Consider the following 24191-nt stretch of genomic DNA (forward strand, 5'->3'; position numbering starts at 1 on the left):
CCCACAGGGTTTTTGTGGCACCACCAAATCATTGGTCAACACGGAACATTGTGGGAGCGAGCCTGCTCGCGAAAGCGGTGGATCAGGCAAACATGATGTTGAATGTACCGCCGTCTTCGCGGGCAAGCCCGCTCCCACAGGGGTTTTGTGGCACCACCAAATCAGTGGTCAACACGGAACATTGTGGGAGCGAGCCTGCTCGCGAAAGCGCTGGGTCAGGCGAATATGATGTTGGATGTGCCGCTGCATTCGCAGGCAAGCCCGTCCCCACAGGGTTTTTGTGGCACCACCAAATCATTGGTCAACACGGAACATTGTGGGAGCGAGCCTGCTCGCGAAAGCGGTGGATCAGGCAAACATGATGTTGAATGTACCGCCGTCTTCGCGGGCAAGCCCGCTCCCACAGGGTTTTTGTGGCACCACCAAATCATTGGTCAACACGGAACATTGTGGGAGCGAGCCTGCTCGCGAAAGCGCTGGATCAGCCGGCAAAGATGTTGAATGTGCCGCCGCCTTCGCGAGCTGGCTCGCTCCCACAGGCAATCGCGGTGCCGCTGACGAAACGGGCTGGCACTCATATCCAACCTAACGCGCTCCCGGCCCGATCAACATGCTTTCGATCTCGGCGCCGGGCATCATTTGCCGCAGGCCTTCGATGAGCTTGTCGCCGGCCTCGGTCAGCGCTTCCAGCGGCATCGCCGGCAGGCTTTCGAGGATGAACCACATGTGCTGCGCCTGCGCATCGAGGCGGGTTCGCACGCCTTGGCGCCAGTTCCAGCGCCGGCAGGTCACGCCTTGGTCATCGCGCCAGACCACTTCGCCGGCGTCCGGGAATTCATGCGCGGGCTGGCCTTCTTTCATCGTGTCGAACGGTTCGCTGCCATCGGCGACGACCAGACGCGGTGAGCCGACGTAGGCCTCGGCATTCTCGCCCCCCACGGGAATCGCGTATTCCAGACTGATGGCGTTGTACAGATCAACCACCGGATCGATGCTCGGCAACTCGCCGTCGCGCAACACCCGTTTGCGCAGAGCCTCGGCCGAGCAAGGCGTGCGCTGCGGCTTGGCGCCGAACTGGCGAAACACGTCCGCCCAGGCCTGCAAGTGCGCGGGCCCCCATGACGGGCCACCGTTGGCGACGATCTGACAGGCTTTGGCCAGTGCTTCACCGGCCACGTATGCCTGAGTAATCGGCGCCGCTTGCACGACAATACTCAGCGCTCTGAAGCCCGGCGCGAGTTGCGCAACAGCCGGATCGATTGACGGCACGACAGACAGCATCCCAGAATCCCCCTCATACCCGAATTTCAAACGATGCTAGCGATCAATGACCAAGAAAGTCAATATAACGACCGAGGCCGGCGCCGACGTCGAGACCGTCAGCGCGGCGGTGTCGCGCACGCTCAAACAGGCGCGCAAACAACAGGGCATCACCCTGGATGAACTGTCCAGGCGCTCCGGCGTGAGCAAAGGCATGGTGGTCGAGATCGAGAAGGGCTCGGCCAACCCAAGCATCGCGACATTGTGCAAAATCGCCGCGGCGCTGGGCTTGTCCGTGGCGGACTTCGTCAATGTCGCCGACACTCCGGCGGCGCATCTGATCGACAGTGATGACATCCCCACGCTATGGACCGGTGAGCTGGGTGGATCGGCACGACTGCTGGCCGGCACCAGCGGCCCGAACATGCTCGAGTTGTGGCGCTGGGAATTGTTTCCCGGCGAGTCGTTTTCTTCAGCCGGTCACCCGAATGGCACCACCGAGTTGTTTCATGTCGAAAAAGGCACGTTGCATCTGCAAGTTGGCGATGCCGAGCTGATTGTCGGGCCTGGGTGTTCGGCGGTGGCGCGGACCGATGTGGCGCATGGGTATGCCAACCATGGGCGAGCGAAACTGGTTTTCACGATGTCAGTGACTGAACTGCATCAGGGTGCCAGGGAAAGCCCCTCACCCTAGCCCTCTCCCCGAGGAGAGGGAACTGTCCGGGTTGACCATCACAGCGAGCGTTCCCCTTCAAACTGCACGGTCAGCGTGACGGCGGATGCTCCGTCGAAACCGAATTGGCCGCATCCACATCCGACATGTCTTCTTCTACAGGCGCCTCATCGTCCGGCGGCAAAGGCACCTCGGAGTTTTCGCGCTTGGGATCGTGCCCGGTCTCGTTGTCGGTGGGGCGCGTCACGGCTTGTTGCGACTGGTTGCCCGGTGCGTTTTCATCAATGTCCATGTCGTTCTCCGAGGTGTTCAGCGATAAGTACCTGAACGTGTGAAATGCCCTTGCGTGACAAGTGCCCGACAATGGACGAACGGCGTTCTGTAAAAAACGCAAAAAGCCTGCTTTCGAGGCAGGCTTTTGCTTTGGATTTAACGCTTACTTCTGCTGCGTCAACGCCGAGTAGCTGTTCATCAGGTTGCGGTAGTTGGGAATGCGCTGCGACAGCAGGTTACCCAGACCTTCAATGTCGTTGCGCCAGTCGCGGTGCAGCTCACAGGCCACCGAGAACCAGTTCATCATCTGCGCGCCGGCCTGAGTCATGCGACTCCATGCGGCTTGCTGCACGGTGGTGTTAAAGGTGCCGGAGGCATCAGTCACCACAAACACATCAAAACCTTCCGCCAGTGCCGACAGGGTCGGGAACGCTACACAGACATCCGTGACCACACCGGCAATGATGATCTGCTTGCGCCCGGTGGCCTTGATCGCCTTGACGAAGTCCTCGTTGTCCCAGGCATTGATCTGGCCTGGACGAGCGATGTATGGCGCGTCCGGGAACATCTCCTTCAGCTCCGGTACCAGCGGGCCGTTCGGGCCTTGTTCGAAGCTGGTGGTGAGGATGGTTGGCAGGTCGAAGAACTTGGCCAGATCCGCCAGCGCCAGCACGTTGTTCTTGAACTCGTTCGGCGAAAAGTCCTGCACCAGCGAGATCAGACCGGTCTGGTGGTCAACCAGCAGCACGATAGCGTCGTCTTTGTTCAGGCGGTTGTAGGTTGGAGTGGTCATGGTGTGCGTCCCTTTTCAAGTTTGGAGTTTTGTTGTTGCGTTCAAGTTGGGTACAGATTACTGACGCACAGCAAAGGGATAAATCGCTTGAAAAGGGTTACACCGTCCACTCAAACCGGACAATCCACTTCAATCATAGAACGGCTCAACCAACGCCCGACTACCGACAAAGAAACTGTCCGCCACCAAGCGCAACGGTTGCAGATCCAGGTCGCTGTCCTTGTCGCTGATCAATTGCTGGAAGTGGCGGTAGACCGCTGCGTACTCGCCCTCCTCCGAGACGCTTTGGCGCACGCCGTCGATGCTCAGCACGGCGCCGCCATTGTCCAGGCGCAGGATGCCTTCGACGCAGCGGATTTCGATGCTCCACAGTTCGTCGTGGCCATGGTCGAAGTCGAACTCGGCGCGTACGTCGAGCTGATGTGCATCAGACATTTTGATCGAGGCAGCAATCGGCGACTGGCAGTTGCTCGGCACGCGCAGTTCGGCGGCTTCGACAAACAGCGGCAGCGCCAGCAGGTGGGTGATGATCGACAAGGCGTTGATGCCCGGATCGAACACACCCAGGCCACCCGGTTGCCAGATCCATGCCTGACCCGGATGCCACTTGCGCACGTCTTCCTTCCAGTCGATCTGCACGCTTTGCAGGGTGCGGCTGGCAAGCCAGTCGCGGGCGGCGGCGATGCCCGGTGCGTAGCGCGAGTGCCAGGCGAACAAAGCGCTGACGCCTTGGTCGGCGACTTGATCGACCAGGGCCATGGCCTCGCCCAATGTTGCACAGGGCGGTTTTTCCACCAGCACGTGCTTGCCGGCCGCCAACGCCTGTTGCACCAGCGCGAAGCGCCCTTGTGGCGGCGTGCAGAACGCAATTGCGTCGACAGTCGGGCCGTTTTCGAGCAGTTCGCCCAGCGACTGGAAGTTCTCCACCCCGGCGCAAGGTTTGCCCTGGGTTGCGACCGCCACCAACTGGAACGCCGGGTTGGCGAGGATGGCGGGAACGTGTTGATCCTGGGCGATCTTGCCGTAGCCCACCAGGCCGAGACGAATCGGTTGCATTACAGACTCCTGTTGTTGTTTTGGTCTTTGCAGCGCAGCGGCAAGAGTACGTGTTTCTGCGCCCGCCTCCAATCGTCATACTATTTAAATCAAAGTTTGGTCGCGGCGAACGCATGGCTTATTCGTCATTTCTTCTTACACCTTTTGTCGTCCGATCCCGCACCGCGCGGCGATCGGCAGCCGGCGATCAGCCTCAGTTTGCTATCATGCGGCGCTTTTACGGTTAACCCCTCGCCAGTCCTGCCGACTGGCGGGCTGCAAAAGGCGGTATTAGATGACGGCTTTGTTGACTCGCCGCAAGGTACTTGCGGGAATGGGCGTGCTCGGGCTCGGCCTGCTCGCCGGTTGCGATACCCGTGGCCAACTGTCGTACAAGTACGGCAAGGATCTGAGCGACAAGATTCTCGGACGCACCTTCAAGCTGAAGAATCCCGAAGGCGAAACCATGTCGCTGTCGAGCTTTCGCGGGATGATGCCGATGATCTTTTTCGGTTTCACCCAGTGCCCGGCCGTTTGCCCCACTACCCTGGCCCGCGCCGCACAGATCAAGAAACTCATGGGCCGCGACGGCGATCGTTTGCAAGTGGTGTTCATCACCCTCGACCCGGAGCGCGACACGCCGCAGATCCTCGACGCCTACGTCAAAGCCTTCGACCCGAGCTTCGTCGCGCTGTACGGCACGCTTGAGGAAACCAAGGCCACCGCCAAGGAATTCGACGTGTTCTACGAAAAAGTCCCGGCCGGCGACACCTACACCATCTCCCATACGTCCACCAGCTACGTCTACGACTCGCGTGGTGAGTTGCGCCTGGGCCTGTCCACTTCGCTGACAGCCCAAGAGTGCACGGAAGATTTGCTTACTGTTATGGAGGTCTGCTGATGCATCCCGTTCTGAATCACCTCAAACGCACCGTATGTGCACTGTCCCTGCTCGGCCTGGCCTTTCAGGCGTCGGCGCAGACCAAAGTCGACGACGCCTGGGTCCGTGCCACCGTGCCGACCCAGTCTGCCAGCGGCGCGTTCATGACCGTCACTGCCGACAGCGACAGCAAGCTGCTCAGCGTTGCCTCGCCAGTTGCCAAGGACGTGCAGATTCATGAAATGAGCATGAAGAACGACGTCATGACCATGGGCCCGGTGAAGTCGGTTGAGTTGCCTGCCGGCAAAGCCGTGAGCTTCGACCCGAACGGCTACCACGTCATGCTGATGGGCCTGAGCGGTCAGTTGAAGGAAGGTGAAAACGTGCCGCTGAACCTGACCGTGGAAAATGCCAAGGGCGAGAAAGAAACCATCGAAGTCAAAGCACCGGTTCGCGCGCTGACCAACATGGGCGGCCACGATCACAGCAAGATGCATTGATCGCTGACTGAAAGACTGTTCGCCTGACATAAACCGGGGCGGCCTGATCGATGATCGGGCCGCCCCGTTTTTTATGGAAGCGATGCTCTGACCGAATGGAAAGCTTGCTTTACATAAGCAAAGATTTCGACGAGGATGTAAAGGGTCTTTTACATGGAGTTAAACATGAATCGCTATTACCTCGAAATGGGCGCCGCATTGACGCTGTACACACTCGTGCTGATCGCCTCGGTGGTTGCCAGCCAACATTTGCTGGACGCCCATCTGCTGTTGCGTTCAGCCGTCGCGCTGGCGCCGATGATCCCCGCCGGATTGATGTGCTGGGCTATCGTGCGCAACCTGCGGCGCCTGGATGAGATGCACCTGCGCATCCAGTTTGAAGCGCTGGGCTTTGCGTTCGCCGCTTCCGCGTTGCTGACGTTCAGCTATGGCTTTCTCGAAAATATCGGCGCCCCGCACATCCCGTGGACCTGCGTATGGCCGGTGATGGGCGCAATGTGGATCCTCGGTCTGCAAATCGCCCGACGTCGCTATCAATGAAAAATCACCTCAAGGCGCTGCGCGCCGAGCGCAAGTGGTCACAGGTCGATCTGGCGCAGCGCTTGAAGGTCTCCCGTCAGACCATCAATGCCATCGAAAATGAACGCTATGACCCAAGCCTGCCGCTGGCCTTCCAGATCGCGCGAGCGTTCGGGTTGCCGATTGAAAGCATTTTCGAGGATGGGGAAACGTCCATTTCCGACTCGCTGTGAGCGCTGCCACTGACGAGTATTAGCGGCAGACCACAGGAGCCTGCCGCACTCCCCTCCCCTCAACTCCCCGCACCACCATGCGCTTCTTCAAAGAAGTAATCCTTCCAGCTCCCCGCCTTGTTTTTCAGCACGCCCAATTCCTGCAATTTCTCGGCGTAGATGAACGTGCGTTGCGGTACAACGGTGAAGTCGATTTCCGGGTCTTTGACGATTTGCTCGACCAGGGCCAGCGGCAGTTTCGATTGCTCTACACGAATGTAGGCCTGGGCGGCGGCGGGCTTGTCGGCCTTGATGATCTTCTCGGCTTCGGCCAGTGCGTCGTAGAACGCCTTGTAGGTTTTCGGGTTTTCGTCGTGGAATTTTTCCGTGGTGTAGAGAACGTTGAACGTCGCCGGGCCGCCGAGGATGTCGTAGGAGCTCAGCACTTTATGCACGTTGGGGTTTTGCAGCGCCTGGTACTGGAACGGTGGGCTGGAGAAATGCGAGTTGATTTCCGAGCCGCCAGCGATCAGCGCAGCGGTGGCGTCCGGGTGCGGCAGGCTGACCGAAATGTTGTCAAACTTCTTGAACTGGTCATCACCGAATTCCCTGGCGGTTTCTATCTGCAGGGTACGCGACTGGAAGCCTACGCCTGCGGCCGGCACGGCGATACGGTCCTTGTCGCTGAAGTCCTTGAGGGTTTTGATGTTCGGGTTGTTGGTCAGCAGGTAATTGGGCATCGACCCCAGCGCGGCGATGGCTTTGACGTTCTGCTTGCCCTTGGTGCGATCCCACACGGTGAGCATCGGCGGCACGCCGGCCGAGACGACGTCCAGCGCTCCGGTGAGCAGCGCCTCATTCATGGCCGTGGCGCCGGAAATGCTGTTCCAGTCGACCTTGATCTCCAGGCCCTGGGCTTTGCCGTGTTTCTCGATCAGTTGTTGATCGCGCACGACGTCGAGAATCAGGTAACCAATGCCGAATTGCTGGGCGATGCTGATTTTGCCCTCGGCCCGGGCGCCGCTGCTGAACAGCGCGCCCGCTGCCAGAGTTGCGGCCAACAGAGTCAGCGCAGAACGTTTGAACGGTGTGGCCATGACAACCTCGCAGCATGGGGGTGGGCTGAAAGGCCTGACTTTATAGCTATAAAAAACAGAACTTAAATATCTTTATCGCATATCGATAGCACTCCGCGATTTAGCGTCTGCTGCTGAAATTCAGGAGCAGTGGATGGACCTACAACAGTCTGAAACAAAAAACTGCCCCTCCGAAAAACGGCCATACGTCCCACAACCCACGCCCGCTATGGGCACGCGCCGTTTCAGCGATCGCCAGCCGCAGGTTTTAATAGCCGAACAGCCTTCCTGCCCTTGGTATCATCACCCACACTTTTTTGACCCTTTGATGACAAGCAGGCCTTTTTTGTGAGCGCTCTTTTCAACTGGCTGCGGCGGCCGAACGCCCGCCTTTTTTCTCTCATCGTTCTGGTATTGATCGTACCGGTGTGCCTGCGTGCAGCGTTGGGCTGGTCGACACCGCTGGGCTTTTTGTCGGATCTGGCCGTGGGCAGTTTGCTGGTGGTAACGCTGCATCGCCGCGCATGGTGGCTGACCTTGCCGGTGGTGGTGTTTTGGGCGCTGCTGGCGATCGCCACGACAGAATTGGTCAGCGCCGTCGGCCGCCTGCCGACGCCTTCGGATATTCACTATCTGATCGACCCGCAATTCGTCGAAAACTCCACCGGCGGCGGACTTGCGCACCCTGCCCTGCCCATGGCTTTGCTGGGTGCCTTGGCTTTCTGGCTGCTGACTCAGTTTGTTGGTCGCGGCTTGTCTCGCCCTGCTCTGCCGCGCTCCGTCTGGGCCGCGCCTATTGTGTTGTTCGCCGCACATTGGGGCGTGCAAAACCTGTGGCCGAATGACGGCGACGCCTGGCGCCTGTACAACCTGCCGCATCAGTTGCTCGCCAGTGAAGTCGCCGACCTGCAGATCCAGGCCGAGGAATGGCTCGACGGCGACGTCGAAGAACCTACACCGGCGATGGCCGGGCTCACCGACGTCGATCTCAATGGCCAGAAGCTGCTCGCCGCGCCGGGCCAGGCGCGCAATGTATTGATCATCGCGCTCGAAGGCATCCCCGGCGCCTACATCCGTGCCAACCGTGAGGCGATCGGCAGTCATTATCAGGAAGACCTGATGCCCAACCTCAGCCGCTGGGCCGAGCGCGGCATGAACACCCCGGATTACGTGCTGCACACCCATCAGACCATTCGCGGTCTGTATGCCATGCTCTGCGGTGACTACGACAAGCTCAACAATGGCACGCCCAAAGGCGTGGAAATGCTCACCCTCAACGAACGCAATCAGGCCTGCCTGCCGGCACAATTGCGCGAGCACGGCTTCAGCACGCATTACTTGCAGGGCGCGGGCCTGCGCTTCATGGCCAAAGACAAGATCATGCCGCACATCGGTTTCGATGCGACCCATGGTCTGGAATGGTTCAGCAACAGCAACTATCTGGAGTTCCCGTGGGGCAAGGATGACAGGGCATTTTTCGAAGGCGCGCTGGATTACGTCGGCCAACTGAAGAAGCAAAAACAGCCGTGGATGCTCACGCTGCTGACGGTCGGCACCCATCAGCCCTACTCGGCACCGGACGATTATCTGCAGCGTTATGAGACACCCAAGCAGGCTGCCGTCGGTTATCTCGACGATGCGCTGGATCAGTTTCTTGCCGGACTTGAGCGCCAGGGCGTTCTCAAGGAAACGCTGGTAGTAATCACCTCGGATGAATCCCACGGCATCGACGGCGTGCGGCTGGCCTCCTCGTGGGGTTTCAACCTGACGCTGGCACCGGAGCAGGCGCAACTGCCGCGCTTGAATGCCGGGGTCTATGGTCACGTCGATCTGAGCACCTCGATCCTTGACTATTTCGACCTGCCGGTGCCGACTGCGCTGAGCGGCCGCTCTCTGTTTCGCGACTACGATTCGGGGCGCGAAATCATGTCGTTCACCAACGGCAAACTGCGCTACCACAACGGCCAGGGCATCTTCTCCGAGTGCGACCTGCCGCGCCGCTGCCGCTATTACCAAAGCGTCGGCTTCATCGCCGAAAGCGCCACTTACAAAGGCACCTACAGCGGTCACCCGGCCCGGCAGATCGCCGCGCGCGCCGATGCGCTGGACCTGTCCCTGCTGCGCACACCACTCAATCATCGCTACCAGTTCGGCAGCAACAACATCATCCCTCTGCAAGCGCAGATCAATGATGACTGGGCCGACAACCTGATCGGCGCGCAATACCTGGAAATGCCCAAAGGCTCGCACACCCGCGTGCGCCTGACCGTGCGCTCGGTCGATCCGCAGCAGGCGGCGTACATTCAGCTCAAGGCCAAGCAATTCGAACAGGACGTGCAACTGGGCCTGCCTACGGAAATGGTCGCCACGGCGGACCAGCCACTGGAGTTGGACTTCAGCTTTGAAAACCCCCAGCCGCGCAAGGCGTTCTCTTTTCATTTGCTGGGGTATGGCAATGGCGCGGTCGAGGTCTCGGACTTCAGCGTGATCACTGAACTGCCCGGCCAGGAAGACATCCTCGACGACGTGCCAGAGGACGACACCGCACAATCGAGCTAACCCCTGTAGGAGCTGCCGAAGGCTGCGATCTTTGCTTTTGATTTTTTGGTGAACAAAGATCAAAAGATCGCAGCCTTCGGCGGCTCCTACATGGGACGGTGAAAGAGTTTGCCTATCGGTATCCAATAGTCGGGCTATTAGCCGACTTGCCAACTCGGGTCTAGCCTTACCAGTCCGAAGTCGGCACGAGCCGGCCGCAGACCTGATAGGGATACGAACATGGCAAACGAATCGAAATGCCCGTTCAACCACGCCGCCGGCGGCGGTACGACGAACCGTGACTGGTGGCCGAATCAACTCAATCTGAAAATCCTCAGCCAGCATTCCCCCAAGTCCGATCCGCTGGGCCAGGACTTCGACTACGCCAAGGCCTTCAAAAGCCTCGACTTTCAGGCGCTGAAACAAGACATCAGAGCGCTGATGACTGATTCTCAGGACTGGTGGCCAGCCGACTTTGGCCACTACGGCCCGCTGTTCGTGCGCATGGCCTGGCACAGCGCCGGGACCTATCGCACCGCCGATGGCCGTGGGGGCGCCGGCTCCGGACAGCAACGCTTCGCCCCGCTCAACAGTTGGCCGGACAACGTCAGCCTCGACAAGGCCCGCCGCCTGCTGTGGCCGATCAAGCAGAAATACGGGCGCAATATTTCCTGGGCTGACTTGATCGTGCTTACCGGCAACGTCGCGCTGGAATCCATGGGCTTCAAGACCTTCGGTTTTTCCGGGGGCCGCGCCGATGTCTGGGAACCGGATGAAGACGTGTACTGGGGTTCGGAAACCGAGTGGCTCGGTGGCGATAACCGTTACGGCAAGAGCAATGGCCCAGTGCAAGAGCCCGGCGACGGCACGCTGGTGGCTGAGCCCGATTTGCATGGCCATGAAGAAAGCCGCACCGATCAGGGCGAACGCAATCTGGAAAATCCCCTCGCCGCCGTGCAGATGGGCCTGATCTACGTCAACCCTGAAGGCCCTGAAGGCAACCCGGACCCGGTGGCCTCGGCCAAGGATATTCGCGAAACCTTCGGCCGCATGGCCATGAACGACGAAGAAACCGTGGCGCTGATCGCCGGCGGCCACGCGTTCGGCAAGACCCATGGCGCCGGCCCGGCCGACAATGTCGGCCCCGAACCGGAAGCGGCCGGTCTGGAGCAACAGGGTCTGGGCTGGAAAAACGCCTTCGGCACCGGTAAAGGCGCCGACACCATCACCAGTGGTCTGGAAGTGACCTGGACCACCACACCAACGCAGTGGAGCAACAACTATCTGGAAAACCTGTTCGGCTTCGAGTGGGAGCTGACCAAAAGCCCGGCGGGCGCCCATCAGTGGCAACCGAAAAACGGCGCGGGTGCAGGCACCGTTCCCCACGCTCACGATCCGAACAAGAAGCTCTCGCCGACCATGCTCACCTCCGACCTGGCGTTGCGCTTCGATCCTGCCTACGAACAAATCTCGCGGCGCTTTCTGGCCAATCCCGATCAGCTCGCCGACGCGTTCGCCCGCGCCTGGTACAAGCTGATCCATCGCGACATGGGTCCGCTCTCTCGCTACCTCGGCCCGGAATTGCCACAAGAGGAATTGCTCTGGCAAGACCCGCTGCCCGACGTAACGCACCCGCTGATCGATGACAGCGACGCCACTGCGCTGAAAAACAAGGTGCTGAATTCAGGACTGTCGGTGTCGCAATTGGTCTCGACCGCGTGGGCGGCGGCGTCGACGTTCCGCGGCTCGGACAAACGCGGTGGCGCCAACGGCGGACGCTTGCGTCTGGCCCCGCAGAAGTTCTGGCAGGCCAACCAGCCCGAGCAATTGGACAAGGTGCTGAGCACACTGGAAGGCATTCAGAGCGAGTTCAACAACGGCGCCGCCGATGGCAAGAAAATCTCACTGGCGGACCTGATCGTCCTGGCCGGTAATGCCGGGGTGGAAAAAGCCGCGCAGAACGCCGGGCATTCCGTGTCGGTGCCGTTTTCACCTGGCCGCGTCGATGCTTCGCAGGAGCAGACCGATGTCGAATCGTTCGGCTTCCTCGAACCGATTGCCGATGGCTTCCGCAATTACAGCAAAGGCAAATACACGGTTGCGGCGGAAACCCTGCTGATCGACAAGGCGCAGTTGCTGACGCTCACGGCACCGGAAATGACCGTGCTGCTGGGTGGTTTGCGGGTATTGAACACCAATGTCGGCCAGACGCGGCATGGCGTGTTCACCGACAAAACCGAAACGCTGAGCAATGACTTTTTCACCCACCTGCTGGACATGGGAGTTGAGTGGACCCCAACGTCACGGGATGCCGATGAGTTTGAAGGCCGTGACCGCAAGACCGGGGCGCCAAAGTGGACGGCGACTCGAGTGGATCTGGTGTTCGGCTCGAATGCGCAATTGCGCGCGTTGGCCGAGGTGTACGCCAGTTCCGACGCGAAGGCGCAGTTCGTCAACGATTTCGTCAAGGCATGGACGAAGGTGATGAATCTGGATCGGTTTGATCTGCGTAAATAGCTGTTTGTTGTGCCAATAAAAATGCCGCTCGTTGAGCGGCATTTTTTGTTGATCGTCCCCACGCAGAGCATGGGAACGATCAACTCGACGGTTCCTACCGGATCGGGTTACGCCAGGCTTTTGCTTACCACTTCATACACGTCGCTGGACAACGCTCCGGACGCCAGAATCCGCTCCAGCTCAGCCTTCATCAACGCCTGACGGGCGCTGTCGTATTTGCGCCAGCGGGTCAGCGGGGCCAGTTGGCGCGAGGCGATCTGTGGGTTGAAGCCGTTCAGTTCGATCACCAGATCGGCAAGGAAGCGATAACCGGAACCGTCCGCCGCGTGGAAGTTGATCAGGTTCTGCCCGGCGAACGCGCCGATCAATGCCCGCACCTTGTTCGGGTTCTTGATGTTGAACGCCGGGTGCTGCATCAACGCCTTCACCCGCTCCAAACCGCCCGGCAAGGTGCTGCCGGCCTGCACGCTGAACCACTGATCCATGACCAGCGGATTGTCCTTGAAGTGCTCGGCGAAGCTGGCCAAAGCCAAAGCCTTCTGCTCTTCGAACGGCGAATTGACCAGCACCGCCAGCGCAGTCAGGCGCTCGGTCATGTTGTCGGCGGTCTCGAATTGCTCCAGCGCCGCCGCCAGCACTTCCGGCTTGCCGCTGAGCATCAAGTACGACAGGGCGATATTCTGCAATGCGCGACGGGCGAAGTGCTCGGCCTCGGCCACGTATGGAGTCTTCTTCGAGAGGTCGCGGTTGGCCTGATAACGCAGCCACAGCGCTTCGAACAAGCCTTCGGCGAGTTGCTTGCGAGCAAATTCGCGCGCGACATGAATCGCCTCGACGTCAGCCACTTCGCTGATCTCGGTGAGATAGGCCTCACCCGGCAGCGAGAGCATTTCGGCAACCATCGCCTGATCCAGCGACTCGTCGGACAGCACCGTGCGCAGCGCCGATACCAAACGCGGATCTAGCTTCAGGCTCTCGCCTTTCTGATGCTGGCCGATCAACTCTTGAAGCACTTGCACCGACAATTGCTGACCGGCATCCCAGCGATTGAAACCGTCGCTGTCGTGCTGCATCAGGAACATCAGTTGATCGCGGTTGTACGGGAAGCTCAATTTCACTGGCGCCGAGAAGCCGCGCAGCAGCGACGGCAACGGCTGTGCGTTGATGTCGACGAAAGTGAAGGTCTGCTCGGCTTCGGTCACCGAGATCACCCGAGTGGTGCCTTGTGCCGAGGCTTCGCCAGCCAGACGCAGAGCGATTTCATTGCCCTGGCTGTCGAGCAAGCCGAGCTCGACCGGAATCACGAACGGCAGTTTTTCTACCTTGTCCGGGGTCGGCGGGCAGCTCTGGCGGAAGGTCAGGCTGTAGGTTTTCGCCACAGCGTCGTAGGACTCGCTGACGGCCAGACGCGGTGTGCCGGCCTGGCTGTACCAGCGCTTGAACTGGCTGAGGTCAACGCCATTGGCATCTTCCATGGCCTTGACGAAGTCGTCGCAGGTCACGGCCTGGCCGTCGTGGCGTTCGAAGTACAGATCGCTGCCCTTGCGGAAGCCTTCGGCGCCCAGCAAGGTGTGGATCATGCCGACCACTTCCGAGCCCTTTTCGTACACGGTCAGGGTGTAGAAGTTGGAAATCTCGATGAAGCTGTCCGGGCGCACCGCGTGGGCCATCGGCCCGGCATCTTCGGCGAACTGGTGGGTACGCAGGTACGCCACGTCCTGAATGCGCTTGACTGTCGCCGAGTTCATGTCCGAGGAGAAACCGGCATCGCGGAACACCGTGAAACCTTCTTTGAGCGACAGCTGGAACCAGTCGCGGCAGGTGACGCGGTTGCCCGACCAGTTGTGGAAGTATTCGTGGGCGACAATCGCCTCGACCCGCTGGTGCGCGGCGTCGGTGGCGGTTTCAGCGCGGGCCAGCACGGCGCTGGAGTTGAAGATATTGAGGCCCTTGTTCTCCATCGCGCCCATGTTGAAATCGTTGACGGCGACGATCATGAAGATGTCCAGATCGTACTCGCGACCGTAGACCTCTTCGTCCCAGCGCATGGACTTCTTCAGGCTGTTCATCGCGTGCTGGCACTTGTCGATGTTTTCCGGCTCGACATAAATGCGCAGCGCGACGTTGCGCTGGCTCATGGTGGTGAAGGTGTCTTCGACGCACCACAGATCACCGGCGACCAGCGCAAACAGGTACGCCGGTTTCTTGAACGGATCTTCCCAGGTAGCCCAGTGCCGGCCGTCTTCGCCGGGGCCGGAAGCGATCGGGTTACCGTTGGAGAGCAACACCGGGTAGCTGTGCTGTTCGGCCACGACGGTGGTGGTGAACTTGCTCATCACGTCCGGGCGGTCGAGGTAATAGGTGATCTTGCGAAAGCCTTCGGCTTCGCACTGGGTGCAGAACATCGTGCCGGACTTGTACAGGCCTTCCAGCGCGGTATTGGTTTCCGGGTGGATGCGTACGCTGGTGTCGAGGGTGAACGTTTCACTGGTCGGCTGCAGGGTCAGGTGACTGTCCGAGACTTGATAGTCAGCAGCGCTCAGTTCCTGATCCGCCAGCGTCACCGAGAGCAGCTCAAGTTGCTGGCCGTCGAGCACCAGCGGCGGCAGTCCGGCGCCACGTTCAGGATTACGGCGCATCACCAGTTGCGCGTGAACCAGGCTGTGGTCCTCGAACAACTCGAAGGTCAGGTGCGTTTCGTCAATCAGGTACTCGGGCGCCTGATAGTCCTTGAGGTAAATCATCTTCGGTTGTTCGGTGCGCATGCTGGAATCCTTATTGATGCACGGCGAGCTGATAAGCCGTGTATTTACGAATGTTGATCACGCCGGTGTCGAAGATCAGGTACTGACCCTTGATCCCCAGCAGCGTGCCTTCGGCAATCGGGTTCTTGTCCAGGTTGAAGCTGACGATTTTCGCCGGGTATTGCTCGACGGGATAGCGGATTTCCAGCGGTTCGACATCGGCAATCGTCTGAATCGCCTGTAGGCCGAATCGCTCCTGCAACCCTTGCAGGCCTTCGGCGCAGCTTTCGAACAACTGATCGCGCACCTGCGCCAGATCCACCGCCGCCGCATCGCCCTTGAGCAGTGCGCGCCAGTTGGTCTTGTCCGCCACCTGGCTGCGGAACAGGTCCTCGACAAAGCCCGATTGCTGGCGCGTCGACACACGCATGATCGGCAGCGCCTGACTCGCGCCCTGATCCAGCCAGCGGGTCGGCAACTGCGTGGCACGGGTGATGCCGACCTTGATCCCCGACGAGTTGGCCAGATAAACCACATGATCGGTCATGCAGAACTGCTGGCCCCACACCGGATCACGGCAGGTGCCGGCGTCGAAGTGGCATCGCTCCGGACTCATGATGCACAGGTCGCACTGCGCCAGTTTGGTCATGCACGGGTAGCAATAACCCTGACTGAAACTGGTTTTGGTCTTGCGCCCGCAATGGGTGCAGTGGATCGCCCCTAAAAATTCCAGACGCAACGTGCTGCCGATCAACGGATTGACCGGCACCTCGACGTCATCCAGACGAAACGCGTATTGCACGTTCGACCCGTCCAGGCGCGCCGACATTTTGCTGATTGCACCGCGGCCAATCTCGATCAATGGATGGCATCCGACTTGAACAGGATGTTCGGCACTTCGATCGACTTCGACGCACATTCTTGCAGGCCCATGTAGCCAGTGCGCTGGTCTTCCGGCAGGTTCTGGATTTCCCAGGCAATCATCGCCTGCAACGACAGCTCGCGCTGTTCGGCAGTGAGTTTGTTGCCGTCGGACCATTTACCGATTTCCACGGCCAGTTTCAGGCTTTCGTAGATGTCCGGGGTGATGTTGCTGATCATGTCGTTGAAAGAGGACATCAGGGTCTCCGTGCTCTTTGCTAAACCAAAAATTTTAGACGGCCAGTTTACGGCGGTTATACAAACCGCCCAACAAACCGGTGAAGCATCCGATGAGTAACCCGCTCAGGTGCGCGGCGTTGGCGATCTGGCCGAAACCGATCAGCGAGATCAGCCCGGACATGCACACCACCAGCCACACCAGCATCATCACCAGCACGCCGCGCGGCAAACGATAGGCCGGGTTCGGCGCCAGCAACTGGAAGATCCAGCAATGCCCGAGCAAGCCGTAAAGCACGCCGGACAGACCGCCGAACAGGCTCGGGCCGCTCCAGACGAACTGCGCATAGTTGGACACCAGACTGAACAGCAGCGTCAGACCGATCAGGTTGATGCTGCCCTGGCGCGACTCGATGCGCCGCCCCAGCTCCCAGTACCACATGCCGTTCATGGCCAGATGAAGGATGCCGAAGTGGATCAGCATCGGCGTGACCAGCCGCCACCACTGCCCTGCCGCCAGACTGTCGGCCAGTGGCGTGAAGTGGATGTACTCGCCGATCACGCGAAAATCGAGGAAGGTCAGCCAGCGCAGGGTCTCGAGGTTTTCGCCGAGGAAAGTCAGACCGCCAACGATCAGGCTCAACAGCAGAATCAATCCGGTGGCCCTGGCGTGTTTCAGCTGTTCGGCGAAACCTGGCCGTTTAAAGGTCTGGCCCACGGGAATGTCCAGTTGCTGATCCGGGTCGCAGGCCGGGAAGCGCTCGTACAGCGAACGCACGTCCTCGCTGATTTCCTCCGGCGCCCACAGCACCTGTTCGCCCGCCTCTTCGCTGACGCGATGGGGCACTTGCATGCGTTGCAGCAGTTTGACAAAACCGCTCAAATCCACCGCCAACGGCAGGCGCAATACCGCTACCGCACTCATTGCAGCACCTCCGGCCGCTCGACATCGACCCAGACGAATTTTTGCGGATCCAGGCGCGTTTCCTGGTCCAGACGATAGGCCACCAGTTTGCCGTAGAGCACCGCGCTGTAATCCAGACACGCGAGGTTCGGGCGGATCGGCGCCGGTTTGCCGCTGCGCCAGTAGTGGCCGACGAACAGCAACGGCTCGTCGACGCCGTAGCGCAGCAAGGAATTCTTTTCAGTGGACGTCAGTGGCGTCTGCGCGACAGGTTCCGGCAGTGCATCGGGCTGGAAGACGATGTCGCCGTAGGTTTTCGGGTCGTCTTCCCAGAACTTGGTGCGGAAGAACGAACGCACCAGACCGTCGCCGCTGGTCATGGTCAGGCCACCGGGCAGACGCATGTCGGTGCCGCGCAGCAGGCGATCGAACACGGTGCAGGCGAAGCTGCCGGGCACCGCCGAGGCCTGGAGGAAATGCTCATCGACGCAGCCATTGGGGAACAACGCCCGCAACGGCTCGATCAGACCGGCATCCCAGCACGCATGCACCACGCGGAAGCGACCGGCATCGACGAACAGCGGCAGCTCGTAGAACCACTGCTGGAAGTCATGCCAGTCGCCGGGATGGTCTTCAAATTGAGTCAGGGTTTCCTGCAACAGCCGCGCATGGCGCTTGGTGTGTTCGCGCACGAACTGCTTGCCGCTGCCCGGTGGCGCCGGGGTGACCCAGCCGAGCGCGTTGAATTCGTGGTTGCCCATGATGCACAGCGCCTGCCCCGCCTCGACCATGTCGTGAACGATGTGCAACGCCTCGCGAATGCGCGGGCCACGGTCGATGATGTCGCCGACGAACACCGCCATGCGTGACGGATGCCGCCAGACCCCGCCCTGCTTGTGATAACCGAGACGGTCCAGCAAGTGTTCGAGGGTCATGGCGCATCCGTGCACGTCACCGATCAGGTCGTAACTGCGCGCAGGATCGAGCATCAGTCGCCTCCGCCCCCCAGCTTGCTGCCCCAGCCAAGCTTGGTGCGGCACACCTCGTAGTAATTGTGATCGAGCGGATGAATCAGGCGCAGCTTCTGTGCCTTTTTGCTCACGGTGATGGTGTCGCCCGGTGCGCAGGTGAAGTGGTTCTGGCCGTCGCAGGAGACCTGCGGGTAGATCTGCATATCTTTGGACACGACGATTTTCAGCTCACTGTTGCCATCGACCACGATCGGCCGTCCCGACAAGGTATGGGGGTACATCGGCACAATCACAATAGCGTCGAGCTTGGGATGCATGATCGGCCCGCCGGCAGACAAGGCGTAGGCAGTGGAGCCCGTGGGTGTGGCGACGATCAGGCCGTCGGCCTTCTGGCTGCAGACGAACTGGCCGTCGATGTACAGCTCGAATTCGATCATCCGCGTCGATTTGCCCGGGTGCAGCACCACGTCGTTGAGCGCATCGCCCTGGCCGATGGCCTCGCCATGGCGACGCACTTCGGCTTGCAGCAGGAAGCGGTTTTCCACCAGATAGTGGCCGTCGAGCACTTCGGCGACCTTGATTTCCAACTCGTCCGGGCGAATATCGGTGAGGAAGCCGAGGCTGCCACGGTTGATGCCGAGCACCGGAATATTGTGTTTGGCCAGCGCCCGCGCGGCGCCGAGCAGGCTGCCGTCACCGCCGACGACGATGACCATGTCGCAGACTTCGCCGAGCATCTTGCGCGACGAGGTTTGCAGGCCGTGGCCGGGCAGGACTTCAGCGATGGTGTCTTCGAGGATCACATGCAGGTGACGGTCGAGCAGAAAGCGTTTCAGTCGGCGGACGGTATCCAGCACCTGGGAGCTGCCCAGGCGACCGATGATGCCGATATTACGAAATTGCTCCATGGGACCTCTGCGGACAATCGAAAACGCGAAAACCCGATTATGGGCGAAAGCGCCAGATAGACAAAATCCTTTCAGCCTCAAGGGTGCGCTCAGGTTTAAGGCTATGCTCGCAAGATGATCCTGTTTCCCGATTTGTTGCAGTTGCCCCATCAGTTACGCCATCCCGAAGTGCGGGACCTGGCGTGGGTGATCCTCGCGCCGCCGATGCTCGCCGCTACGCCGTGGCCGCAGCGCCATCCGCTGGCCGGCAGCGACTGGGTACAAGACCCGCAGCGTCTCGAACACTGGCTGCGCCAGCTCGACCTCGACAGTTACGGCCTGCTGCAATGGCTGGCGCAGGCGCGCACCCGGCGTCTGGGCCTGTATTACGAGCGTCTTTGGCAGTTCGCCGTCTCGCATGCGCCGGGCATCGAACTGATCGCCGCCAACCTGCCAATCCGCCGCGCCGGGCACACCCTCGGCGAGCTGGACATGCTGCTGCGTGACCGCGACGGCGTGCATCATCTGGAATTGGCGATCAAGCTCTACCTTGGCCCGCAGGATGGCGATGGCCGCGATCCGGCGCAGTGGTTGGGGCCGGGTTGTCATGATCGGCTGGATCGTAAGCTGGCGCATCTGGCCGAGCATCAATTGCCGATCTCGGCGCGCCCGGAAAGCCGCGAAGTGCTCGCGGCACTGGATATCGAAACCTTCAGCGCGCAGCTGTGGCTGGGCGGTTATCTGCTGTATCCGTGGCCCGGGCAGGCCGACTCACCGCACGGCGCGCATCCGCAACATTTGCGTGGCAGTTGGCTGCATCAGAAGGACTGGCCGGCGTTTGTCGCCCAACGCCCGCCGGGCCGCTGGCAACCCCTGCCCCGCCACGCCTGGCTGGCGCCGGCGCATTACCCGGCGGATCAGGTCTGGACAGATGAGCACCTGCGTTTGTGGCTCGAAGACCTGCCAGCACTGGCCCCGGCGCAGTTGCTGGTACGCCTGACCGAGAATGCCCAGGGCGAATGGGAAGAGGCCGAACGTTTGTTTCTGGTGGCGGATCTTTGGCCGAATGTGCCCGGCCAAGCTTAAAAGATCGCAGCCTACGGCAGCTCCTACATTTGGAATGCGTAAACCCTGTAGGAGCTGCCGAAGGCTGCGATCTTTTGATCTTGCTTCTAAAAAGACAGCCGCAGCGCGAGCGCCGCCAACGTCACCAGCAACACCGGCACCGTCAGCACAATCCCGACACGGAAGTAATAGCCCCAGCCAATATGGATGCCCTTGCGCTCCAGCACGTGCAGCCACAACAACGTTGCCAGGCTGCCGATCGGAGTGATCTTCGGCCCCAGGTCGCTACCGATGACGTTGGCGTAGATCATCGCTTCTTTGATCACGCCGCTGGCCTGACTGGCGTCGATCGACAGCAAGCCGATCAGTACCGTTGGCAGGTTGTTCATGATCGACGACAGCAGCGCCGTCAGCACCCCGGTGCCCATCGCCGCGCCCCACACGCCGTGGCCGGCGAACACATCCAGCCATCCGGCGAGGTAACCGGTGAGCCCGGCGTTGCGCAGGCCGTACACCACCAGGTACATGCCCAGCGAGAAAATCACGATCTGCCACGGCGCTTCTTTCATAACCTTGCGCGTGGAGATCTTGTGGCCGCGCGCAGCGATGCCCAGTAGCAGCGCAGCACACACCGCCGAAATTGCGCTGATCGGGATGCCCAGCGGTTCGAGGGCAAAGCAGCCAATCAACAGGATCACCAGCACCGCCCAACCGGCATAGAACGTCGCCTTGTCGTGGATCGCGGTTTGCGGGTTTTCCAGTTGTGCAGGATCGTACGCCGCCGGGATGTCGCGGCGAAAAAACCACAGCAACATGCCCAATGTCGCCGCTACGCTGACGAAGTTGACCGGCACCATCACCGCTGCATAGCGGTTGAAGCCGATGTGGAAGAAGTCCGCCGAAACGATGTTGACCAGGTTCGATACCACCAGCGGCAGGCTCGCCGTGTCGGCAATGAACCCGGCGCCCATGACGAATGCCAGCGTCGCCGCCGGTGAGAATCGCAGCGCCAGCAGCATTGAAATCACGATCGGCGTGAGAATCAGCGCCGCACCGTCATTGGCGAACAGCGCCGAGACCAGCGCGCCGAGCAGCACCATGAAGGCAAACAGTTTGCGCCCACTGCCCCGCCCCCAACGCGCCACGTGCAGCGCTGCCCAATTGAAAAAGCCAGCCTCGTCGAGCAACAGGCTGATGATGATCAGCGCCACGAAGGTGCCGGTGGCGTTCCAGATGATCTGCCAGACCAGCGGGATATCCGTGAGGTGAACGACGCCAAAAATCAACGCCAGCACAGCGCCCAACGTAGCACTCCAGCCGACGCCGAGACCTTTGGGTTGCCAGATGACGAGGGTGATGGTCAGCAGGAAAATCAGTGACGCAGCGAGCATTCGCAGAAGCCTTCAAATAGCGAAACGGGTGGAAATCGAACAAATGTGGGAGCGAGCCTGCTCGCGAAAGCGGTGTGTCAGACGTGAAATTGTTATCTGACAGTCCGTCTTCGCGAGCAGGCTCGCTCCCACAGTGAGTTTCGGTGAGTTTATTTCTTGTGTTGCTCTACGAACTGGCCGTACGCATCGATGAATTTCTGCAGGAACGGCTTCACCGAGTCGCTCAGCTTGCCCGCTTCATCAAACGCGTTGCCCGCACCGCCCAGATACGCTTCCGGCTGTTGCAGGCAATGGATATCGAGGAAAACAAAGGTCTGGCGCAGGTGCTGGTTGGCGCCGAAGCCACCGATGGCGCCTGGCGATACGCTGATCACCGCACCGGGTTTGCCGCTCCAAGCGCTCTGGCCATAAGGGCGGGAGCCGACGTCGATGGCGTTCTTCAACGGTGCCGGAATCGAGCGGTTGTACTCGGGGGTAACAAACAGCACCGCGTCGGATGACGCCACTTTCTGACGGAAAGTGCTGTAGGCTGCCGGCGGAGAAGCGCCGTCGATGTCTTCGTTGTACAGCGGCAGTTCACCGATTTCGACAATCTCGAGCTTGAGATTGGCCGGCGCCAGTTCGGCGAGGGCCAGTGCGACTTTGCGATTGATCGATGCTTTGCGCAGGCTACCGACCACTACAGCGACGTTGTAGACATTGCTCATGGATGACTCTCGATGGTCCGTGGGAAGAGTCGCTAGTTATAGATGATCCAGTGACGCTTTCACCAGTGGTCATTGGTTTTTCCTGCGCGAGGAATATTTTTTTCCTGTAGGAAAACTTACCGAGCTTGGTGACGGTCTACAAAGCCGCAAATCAAGCGTTTTATCTCCAGAGGTTCTAAGCAGATGGCAGCAGTACTCGTCGGTCAGTTTCATGCAAGAGATGCGGAAGGCCGCGTTTATTCCGTGCATGAATTCCAGGAATCGAACCCGTCTGCAGACGGATCCACTGGCTCGGAGCCCATTTACAAACTCGCCATTGGCGATCGGGTCAACAAGGTCAGTGACAGCGAGTTTCTCCTGGTTCAATCAGGCATTACCCTGATTCGCGAACCTGAGCCAACCGTCGCTCAATAACCCAGCGTTATGAGCAGAAGTCATGCGAGCGGACTTGGGGTAGGATTCAGCGTCTGACCCCACCTGCTGAACATGGACTTCACGCATGCGTTTACGCCACATCGAAGTGATTCAGGCGCTCTTGCAGACCGGTCACCTGGGCACCGCCGCCGAATGGCTGCAATTGCCGGTGACCGAAGTCGAAGAGCGTTTGCGCGAAGCCGAGAGTCAGCTGGGGTTCATGCTGTTTGCCAGCGTTCGCGGGCGCCTGCAATCGACGCCCGAAGCGCGTGCCCTGCAAGCGGAAATAGCGCACATTTACGAGGCGCTTGAGCCGGTGCAGCGTCTGGCCAGCAGCCTCAAGCAGTACCTCGCCCCGCCCTTGCGCATCATCGGCACCCCGCCGCTGGCCCAACAATTACTGCCACAAAGCCTTGCGACCCTGCGTCGACGCCTGCCCGACGCACCGTGCAGCCTGCTCAGCGCGTCGACTCGCGACATCGTCCGCAGCCTGTTATTGCGCGAAAGCGATCTGGGCCTGAGCCTGCACGACCCCGAACATCCCGATATCCACTGCCAATCGTTGGCCCAGGGCAAGCTGCAATTGCTCGCTCCGCACGGCTGGCTGCAACCCAAGCAGAAATACATATCCCTGGCAGATCTGGCCGGTCAGGCCATGGTCGGTCTCGAAGGTCAGGATCCGCTGAGCCCGGCACTGGAAAACAAACTCCAGGCCCTGCGCCCGGCGCCAAGCATTCAGACCCGCGTGCAGACCCATCAGATGATGCGCAGCATGGTCGAGGCCGGCGAAGGCCTGGCGATCGTCGACCCCTTCACCGCGTTGGGCGCCCGCGCCGATGGGCTTGACGTCTGCCCGCTCTCACCGGCTGTGCCGATCAACCTCTACGCCCTGACCTTCAAACATGCCACGCCGTCGGCGGCGATTCAGACACTGCTGACCATCGTCACGGAACAAGCCGAGGCGATGTTGTCGAGCTGAGTGGTTTTTCCAGCGGATTATCGAACAGGCGATACCAGAACAATGCGACTTCGGCGGTGTGCGGATCGATGCCGCGATAGCGCAACTGGTCGATGCCGCCGATCACATAACCGCAGCGCTCATACAGCCGACAGGCGCCGAGGTTGTTGTTCTGGGTTTCGAGCATGATGCCCGGCAGCTTCTTCTTGCGACTCCAGAACTGCGCGACATCGAGCAACGCCTTGGCCACGCCGTGGCGACGGGCCGGGGCATGCACCGCCAGTTCATCGATGTGGGCAAAGCCGTTCCAGTTGGTGCTGATCACCAGGTGACCGACCGGCTCGTCGTCCAGGTACGCCATGAAAATCGCACTGTCGGGCGCGTTGTGAAAGGCGCTGAACTCTTCCGGATCGATGCCGTAGCACTTGCGGTACGGCACGATCGGCGTCACCGGCCACTGCTCGACCGGCTTGCCGATCACGGCAGCGCCATAGGCGGCCACCTCGAAACTGAAGTCGCTGCCCCAGATATACGGCGCAAAACCTTCGTCGGCGACCCGCACCGACAACCCTGGGTATTTCGGATTCATGACCGGTTGCATACTGGGAAAAGTCCTCATTCCTTGACGCAGCCGACAGTGTCGACCTTGCTGTCGCGATGGATGATTGCCAGCGCAAATTTCAACTCTTTGTACATGAGGCTCAGTGTCCTGAGGCGGCAGATTTGCACCTGACCAGTGCACTCAGGGTAGAGGGTTGCGACGAATGTGGCGAGAG

24 protein-coding genes are annotated in these 24191 nt (G+C 60.3%); 10 read left to right on the plus strand and 14 right to left on the minus strand.

Annotation, left to right across the window (positions count from 1 at the left end; all coding sequences use genetic code 11):
* Positions 1 to 585: 585 nt before the first annotated feature.
* Positions 586 to 1281, minus strand: a complete 696-nt coding sequence (locus AC0IXA_RS23670) for a B3/B4 domain-containing protein (RefSeq protein ID WP_471814606.1) — start codon at positions 1279 to 1281, stop codon at positions 586 to 588.
* 46 nt (positions 1282 to 1327) lie between these two features.
* Here AC0IXA_RS23670 and AC0IXA_RS23675 point away from each other — a divergent pair, with 46 nt between their 5' ends.
* On the plus strand, positions 1328 to 1954 hold the full coding sequence (locus tag AC0IXA_RS23675) for a helix-turn-helix domain-containing protein (protein ID WP_471814607.1): 627 nt from the start codon (positions 1328 to 1330) through the stop codon (positions 1952 to 1954).
* Positions 1955 to 2024: 70 nt separating this feature from the next.
* Here AC0IXA_RS23675 and AC0IXA_RS23680 read toward each other — a convergent pair whose 3' ends face one another.
* From AC0IXA_RS23680 to AC0IXA_RS23690, 3 genes are all read right to left on the minus strand, one after another.
* Positions 2025 to 2225 carry a hypothetical protein gene (locus AC0IXA_RS23680; RefSeq protein WP_207807298.1) on the minus strand — a complete coding sequence of 67 codons (201 nt, stop codon included), beginning with the start codon at positions 2223 to 2225 and terminating at the stop codon, positions 2025 to 2027.
* 144 nt (positions 2226 to 2369) lie between these two features.
* The gene (gene ycaC, locus AC0IXA_RS23685) at positions 2370 to 2999 is read right to left on the minus strand and encodes an isochorismate family cysteine hydrolase YcaC (protein WP_016774235.1); all 630 of its coding nucleotides are present in this window, start codon (positions 2997 to 2999) and stop codon (positions 2370 to 2372) included.
* 129 nt (positions 3000 to 3128) lie between these two features.
* The gene (locus AC0IXA_RS23690) at positions 3129 to 4055 is read right to left on the minus strand and encodes a Gfo/Idh/MocA family protein (RefSeq protein WP_471814608.1); all 927 of its coding nucleotides are present in this window, start codon (positions 4053 to 4055) and stop codon (positions 3129 to 3131) included.
* A 274-nt stretch (positions 4056 to 4329) separates the two neighbouring features.
* On the opposite strand from AC0IXA_RS23690, the gene AC0IXA_RS23695 reads away from it, so the two are divergent.
* From AC0IXA_RS23695 to AC0IXA_RS23710, 4 genes are all read left to right on the plus strand, one after another.
* Complete coding sequence (locus AC0IXA_RS23695; RefSeq protein WP_016774221.1) at positions 4330 to 4935, plus strand: SCO family protein; 606 nt, start codon at positions 4330 to 4332, stop codon at positions 4933 to 4935.
* Positions 4935 to 5414, plus strand: coding sequence for a copper chaperone PCu(A)C (locus AC0IXA_RS23700; protein WP_471814609.1), 480 nt, complete (start codon positions 4935 to 4937; stop codon positions 5412 to 5414). Before AC0IXA_RS23695 ends, AC0IXA_RS23700 begins: the two co-directional genes overlap by 1 nt.
* Positions 5415 to 5579: 165 nt before the next feature.
* Complete coding sequence (locus tag AC0IXA_RS23705) at positions 5580 to 5954, plus strand: hypothetical protein (protein WP_073475277.1); 375 nt, start codon at positions 5580 to 5582, stop codon at positions 5952 to 5954.
* Entirely contained in the window at positions 5951 to 6166 is a 216-nt protein-coding gene (locus tag AC0IXA_RS23710) for a helix-turn-helix transcriptional regulator (protein WP_073475280.1), read from the plus strand. Before AC0IXA_RS23705 ends, AC0IXA_RS23710 begins: the two co-directional genes overlap by 4 nt.
* 59 nt (positions 6167 to 6225) lie before the next feature.
* Here AC0IXA_RS23710 and AC0IXA_RS23715 read toward each other — a convergent pair whose 3' ends face one another.
* Complete coding sequence (locus AC0IXA_RS23715; RefSeq protein WP_341637845.1) at positions 6226 to 7242, minus strand: ABC transporter substrate-binding protein; 1017 nt, start codon at positions 7240 to 7242, stop codon at positions 6226 to 6228.
* A gap of 327 nt (positions 7243 to 7569) precedes the next feature.
* Here AC0IXA_RS23715 and AC0IXA_RS23720 point away from each other — a divergent pair, with 327 nt between their 5' ends.
* Positions 7570 to 9780, plus strand: coding sequence for an LTA synthase family protein (locus tag AC0IXA_RS23720; protein WP_471814610.1), 2211 nt, complete (start codon positions 7570 to 7572; stop codon positions 9778 to 9780).
* Positions 9781 to 9999: 219 nt separating this feature from the next.
* Positions 10000 to 12276: a catalase/peroxidase HPI gene (gene katG / locus AC0IXA_RS23725; protein WP_471814611.1), complete on the plus strand. Its 2277-nt coding sequence runs from the start codon at positions 10000 to 10002 to the stop codon at positions 12274 to 12276.
* A gap of 107 nt (positions 12277 to 12383) precedes the next feature.
* On the opposite strand, the gene pepN is transcribed toward katG, so the two are convergent.
* Genes pepN through AC0IXA_RS23755 form a run of 6 tightly spaced genes read right to left on the minus strand, consistent with a single transcriptional unit; the run spans position 12384 to position 18901 of the window.
* Entirely contained in the window at positions 12384 to 15041 is a 2658-nt protein-coding gene (gene pepN, locus AC0IXA_RS23730; protein WP_471814612.1) for an aminopeptidase N, read from the minus strand.
* Positions 15042 to 15051: 10 nt separating this feature from the next.
* Complete coding sequence (locus AC0IXA_RS23735; RefSeq protein WP_016774216.1) at positions 15052 to 15882, minus strand: DUF2797 domain-containing protein; 831 nt, start codon at positions 15880 to 15882, stop codon at positions 15052 to 15054.
* Complete coding sequence (locus AC0IXA_RS23740) at positions 15879 to 16139, minus strand: YeaC family protein (RefSeq protein ID WP_471814613.1); 261 nt, start codon at positions 16137 to 16139, stop codon at positions 15879 to 15881. Before AC0IXA_RS23740 ends, AC0IXA_RS23735 begins: the two co-directional genes overlap by 4 nt.
* A 34-nt stretch (positions 16140 to 16173) precedes the next feature.
* On the minus strand, positions 16174 to 17043 hold the full coding sequence (locus AC0IXA_RS23745) for a rhomboid family intramembrane serine protease (protein WP_471814614.1): 870 nt from the start codon (positions 17041 to 17043) through the stop codon (positions 16174 to 16176).
* On the minus strand, positions 17040 to 18011 hold the full coding sequence (locus tag AC0IXA_RS23750; RefSeq protein WP_024012499.1) for a metallophosphoesterase: 972 nt from the start codon (positions 18009 to 18011) through the stop codon (positions 17040 to 17042). The genes AC0IXA_RS23745 and AC0IXA_RS23750 overlap by 4 nt, the downstream gene beginning before the upstream one ends.
* Entirely contained in the window at positions 18011 to 18901 is an 891-nt protein-coding gene (locus AC0IXA_RS23755) for an NAD(+) kinase (RefSeq protein WP_016774212.1), read from the minus strand. The genes AC0IXA_RS23750 and AC0IXA_RS23755 overlap by 1 nt, the downstream gene beginning before the upstream one ends.
* Positions 18902 to 19015: 114 nt before the next feature.
* Between AC0IXA_RS23755 and AC0IXA_RS23760 the strand changes: the two genes are divergently transcribed.
* Positions 19016 to 19966 carry a DUF1853 family protein gene (locus tag AC0IXA_RS23760; RefSeq protein WP_471814615.1) on the plus strand — a complete coding sequence of 317 codons (951 nt, stop codon included), beginning with the start codon at positions 19016 to 19018 and terminating at the stop codon, positions 19964 to 19966.
* A gap of 86 nt (positions 19967 to 20052) precedes the next feature.
* Here the strand turns inward: AC0IXA_RS23760 and AC0IXA_RS23765 are convergent, their stop codons facing one another.
* Positions 20053 to 21336, minus strand: a complete 1284-nt coding sequence (locus tag AC0IXA_RS23765) for an arsenic transporter (protein ID WP_471814616.1) — start codon at positions 21334 to 21336, stop codon at positions 20053 to 20055.
* 149 nt (positions 21337 to 21485) lie between these two features.
* Positions 21486 to 22043, minus strand: a complete 558-nt coding sequence (locus AC0IXA_RS23770) for an NADPH-dependent FMN reductase (protein ID WP_024012496.1) — start codon at positions 22041 to 22043, stop codon at positions 21486 to 21488.
* A gap of 183 nt (positions 22044 to 22226) precedes the next feature.
* Here AC0IXA_RS23770 and AC0IXA_RS23775 point away from each other — a divergent pair, with 183 nt between their 5' ends.
* Together AC0IXA_RS23775 and AC0IXA_RS23780 are read left to right on the plus strand one after the other, a co-directional pair.
* Positions 22227 to 22457 carry a hypothetical protein gene (locus AC0IXA_RS23775; protein WP_071171849.1) on the plus strand — a complete coding sequence of 77 codons (231 nt, stop codon included), beginning with the start codon at positions 22227 to 22229 and terminating at the stop codon, positions 22455 to 22457.
* 85 nt (positions 22458 to 22542) lie between these two features.
* Positions 22543 to 23436, plus strand: coding sequence for a LysR substrate-binding domain-containing protein (locus AC0IXA_RS23780; RefSeq protein WP_471814617.1), 894 nt, complete (start codon positions 22543 to 22545; stop codon positions 23434 to 23436).
* On the opposite strand, the gene AC0IXA_RS23785 is transcribed toward AC0IXA_RS23780, so the two are convergent.
* Entirely contained in the window at positions 23402 to 24016 is a 615-nt protein-coding gene (locus tag AC0IXA_RS23785; RefSeq protein ID WP_016774208.1) for a GNAT family N-acetyltransferase, read from the minus strand. The two genes, AC0IXA_RS23780 and AC0IXA_RS23785, sit on opposite strands and share 35 nt — an antisense overlap.
* Between the last annotated feature and the right edge of the window lie 175 nt (positions 24017 to 24191).

The sequence above is a fragment of the Pseudomonas sp. AC083 genome, from assembly GCF_979253165.1.

Coding starts and splice junctions, on each gene's coding strand:
- AC0IXA_RS23700 (WP_471814609.1), top strand. CDS start 4,935: ATGCATCCCGTTCTGAATCACCTCAAACGCACCGTATGTGCACTGTCC.
- AC0IXA_RS23780 (WP_471814617.1), top strand. CDS start 22,543: ATGCGTTTACGCCACATCGAAGTGATTCAGGCGCTCTTGCAGACCGGT.
- AC0IXA_RS23680 (WP_207807298.1), bottom strand. CDS start 2,225: ATGGACATTGATGAAAACGCACCGGGCAACCAGTCGCAACAAGCCGTG.
- AC0IXA_RS23690 (WP_471814608.1), bottom strand. CDS start 4,055: ATGCAACCGATTCGTCTCGGCCTGGTGGGCTACGGCAAGATCGCCCAG.
- AC0IXA_RS23775 (WP_071171849.1), top strand. CDS start 22,227: ATGGCAGCAGTACTCGTCGGTCAGTTTCATGCAAGAGATGCGGAAGGC.
- AC0IXA_RS23755 (WP_016774212.1), bottom strand. CDS start 18,901: ATGGAGCAATTTCGTAATATCGGCATCATCGGTCGCCTGGGCAGCTCC.
- AC0IXA_RS23760 (WP_471814615.1), top strand. CDS start 19,016: ATGATCCTGTTTCCCGATTTGTTGCAGTTGCCCCATCAGTTACGCCAT.
- AC0IXA_RS23705 (WP_073475277.1), top strand. CDS start 5,580: ATGAATCGCTATTACCTCGAAATGGGCGCCGCATTGACGCTGTACACA.
- AC0IXA_RS23715 (WP_341637845.1), bottom strand. CDS start 7,242: ATGGCCACACCGTTCAAACGTTCTGCGCTGACTCTGTTGGCCGCAACT.
- AC0IXA_RS23740 (WP_471814613.1), bottom strand. CDS start 16,139: ATGTCCTCTTTCAACGACATGATCAGCAACATCACCCCGGACATCTAC.
- AC0IXA_RS23695 (WP_016774221.1), top strand. CDS start 4,330: ATGACGGCTTTGTTGACTCGCCGCAAGGTACTTGCGGGAATGGGCGTG.
- AC0IXA_RS23745 (WP_471814614.1), bottom strand. CDS start 17,043: ATGAGTGCGGTAGCGGTATTGCGCCTGCCGTTGGCGGTGGATTTGAGC.
- pepN (WP_471814612.1), bottom strand. CDS start 15,041: ATGCGCACCGAACAACCGAAGATGATTTACCTCAAGGACTATCAGGCG.
- AC0IXA_RS23765 (WP_471814616.1), bottom strand. CDS start 21,336: ATGCTCGCTGCGTCACTGATTTTCCTGCTGACCATCACCCTCGTCATC.
- AC0IXA_RS23750 (WP_024012499.1), bottom strand. CDS start 18,011: ATGCTCGATCCTGCGCGCAGTTACGACCTGATCGGTGACGTGCACGGA.
- ycaC (WP_016774235.1), bottom strand. CDS start 2,999: ATGACCACTCCAACCTACAACCGCCTGAACAAAGACGACGCTATCGTG.
- AC0IXA_RS23770 (WP_024012496.1), bottom strand. CDS start 22,043: ATGAGCAATGTCTACAACGTCGCTGTAGTGGTCGGTAGCCTGCGCAAA.
- AC0IXA_RS23675 (WP_471814607.1), top strand. CDS start 1,328: ATGACCAAGAAAGTCAATATAACGACCGAGGCCGGCGCCGACGTCGAG.
- AC0IXA_RS23670 (WP_471814606.1), bottom strand. CDS start 1,281: ATGCTGTCTGTCGTGCCGTCAATCGATCCGGCTGTTGCGCAACTCGCG.
- katG (WP_471814611.1), top strand. CDS start 10,000: ATGGCAAACGAATCGAAATGCCCGTTCAACCACGCCGCCGGCGGCGGT.
- AC0IXA_RS23785 (WP_016774208.1), bottom strand. CDS start 24,016: ATGCAACCGGTCATGAATCCGAAATACCCAGGGTTGTCGGTGCGGGTC.
- AC0IXA_RS23710 (WP_073475280.1), top strand. CDS start 5,951: ATGAAAAATCACCTCAAGGCGCTGCGCGCCGAGCGCAAGTGGTCACAG.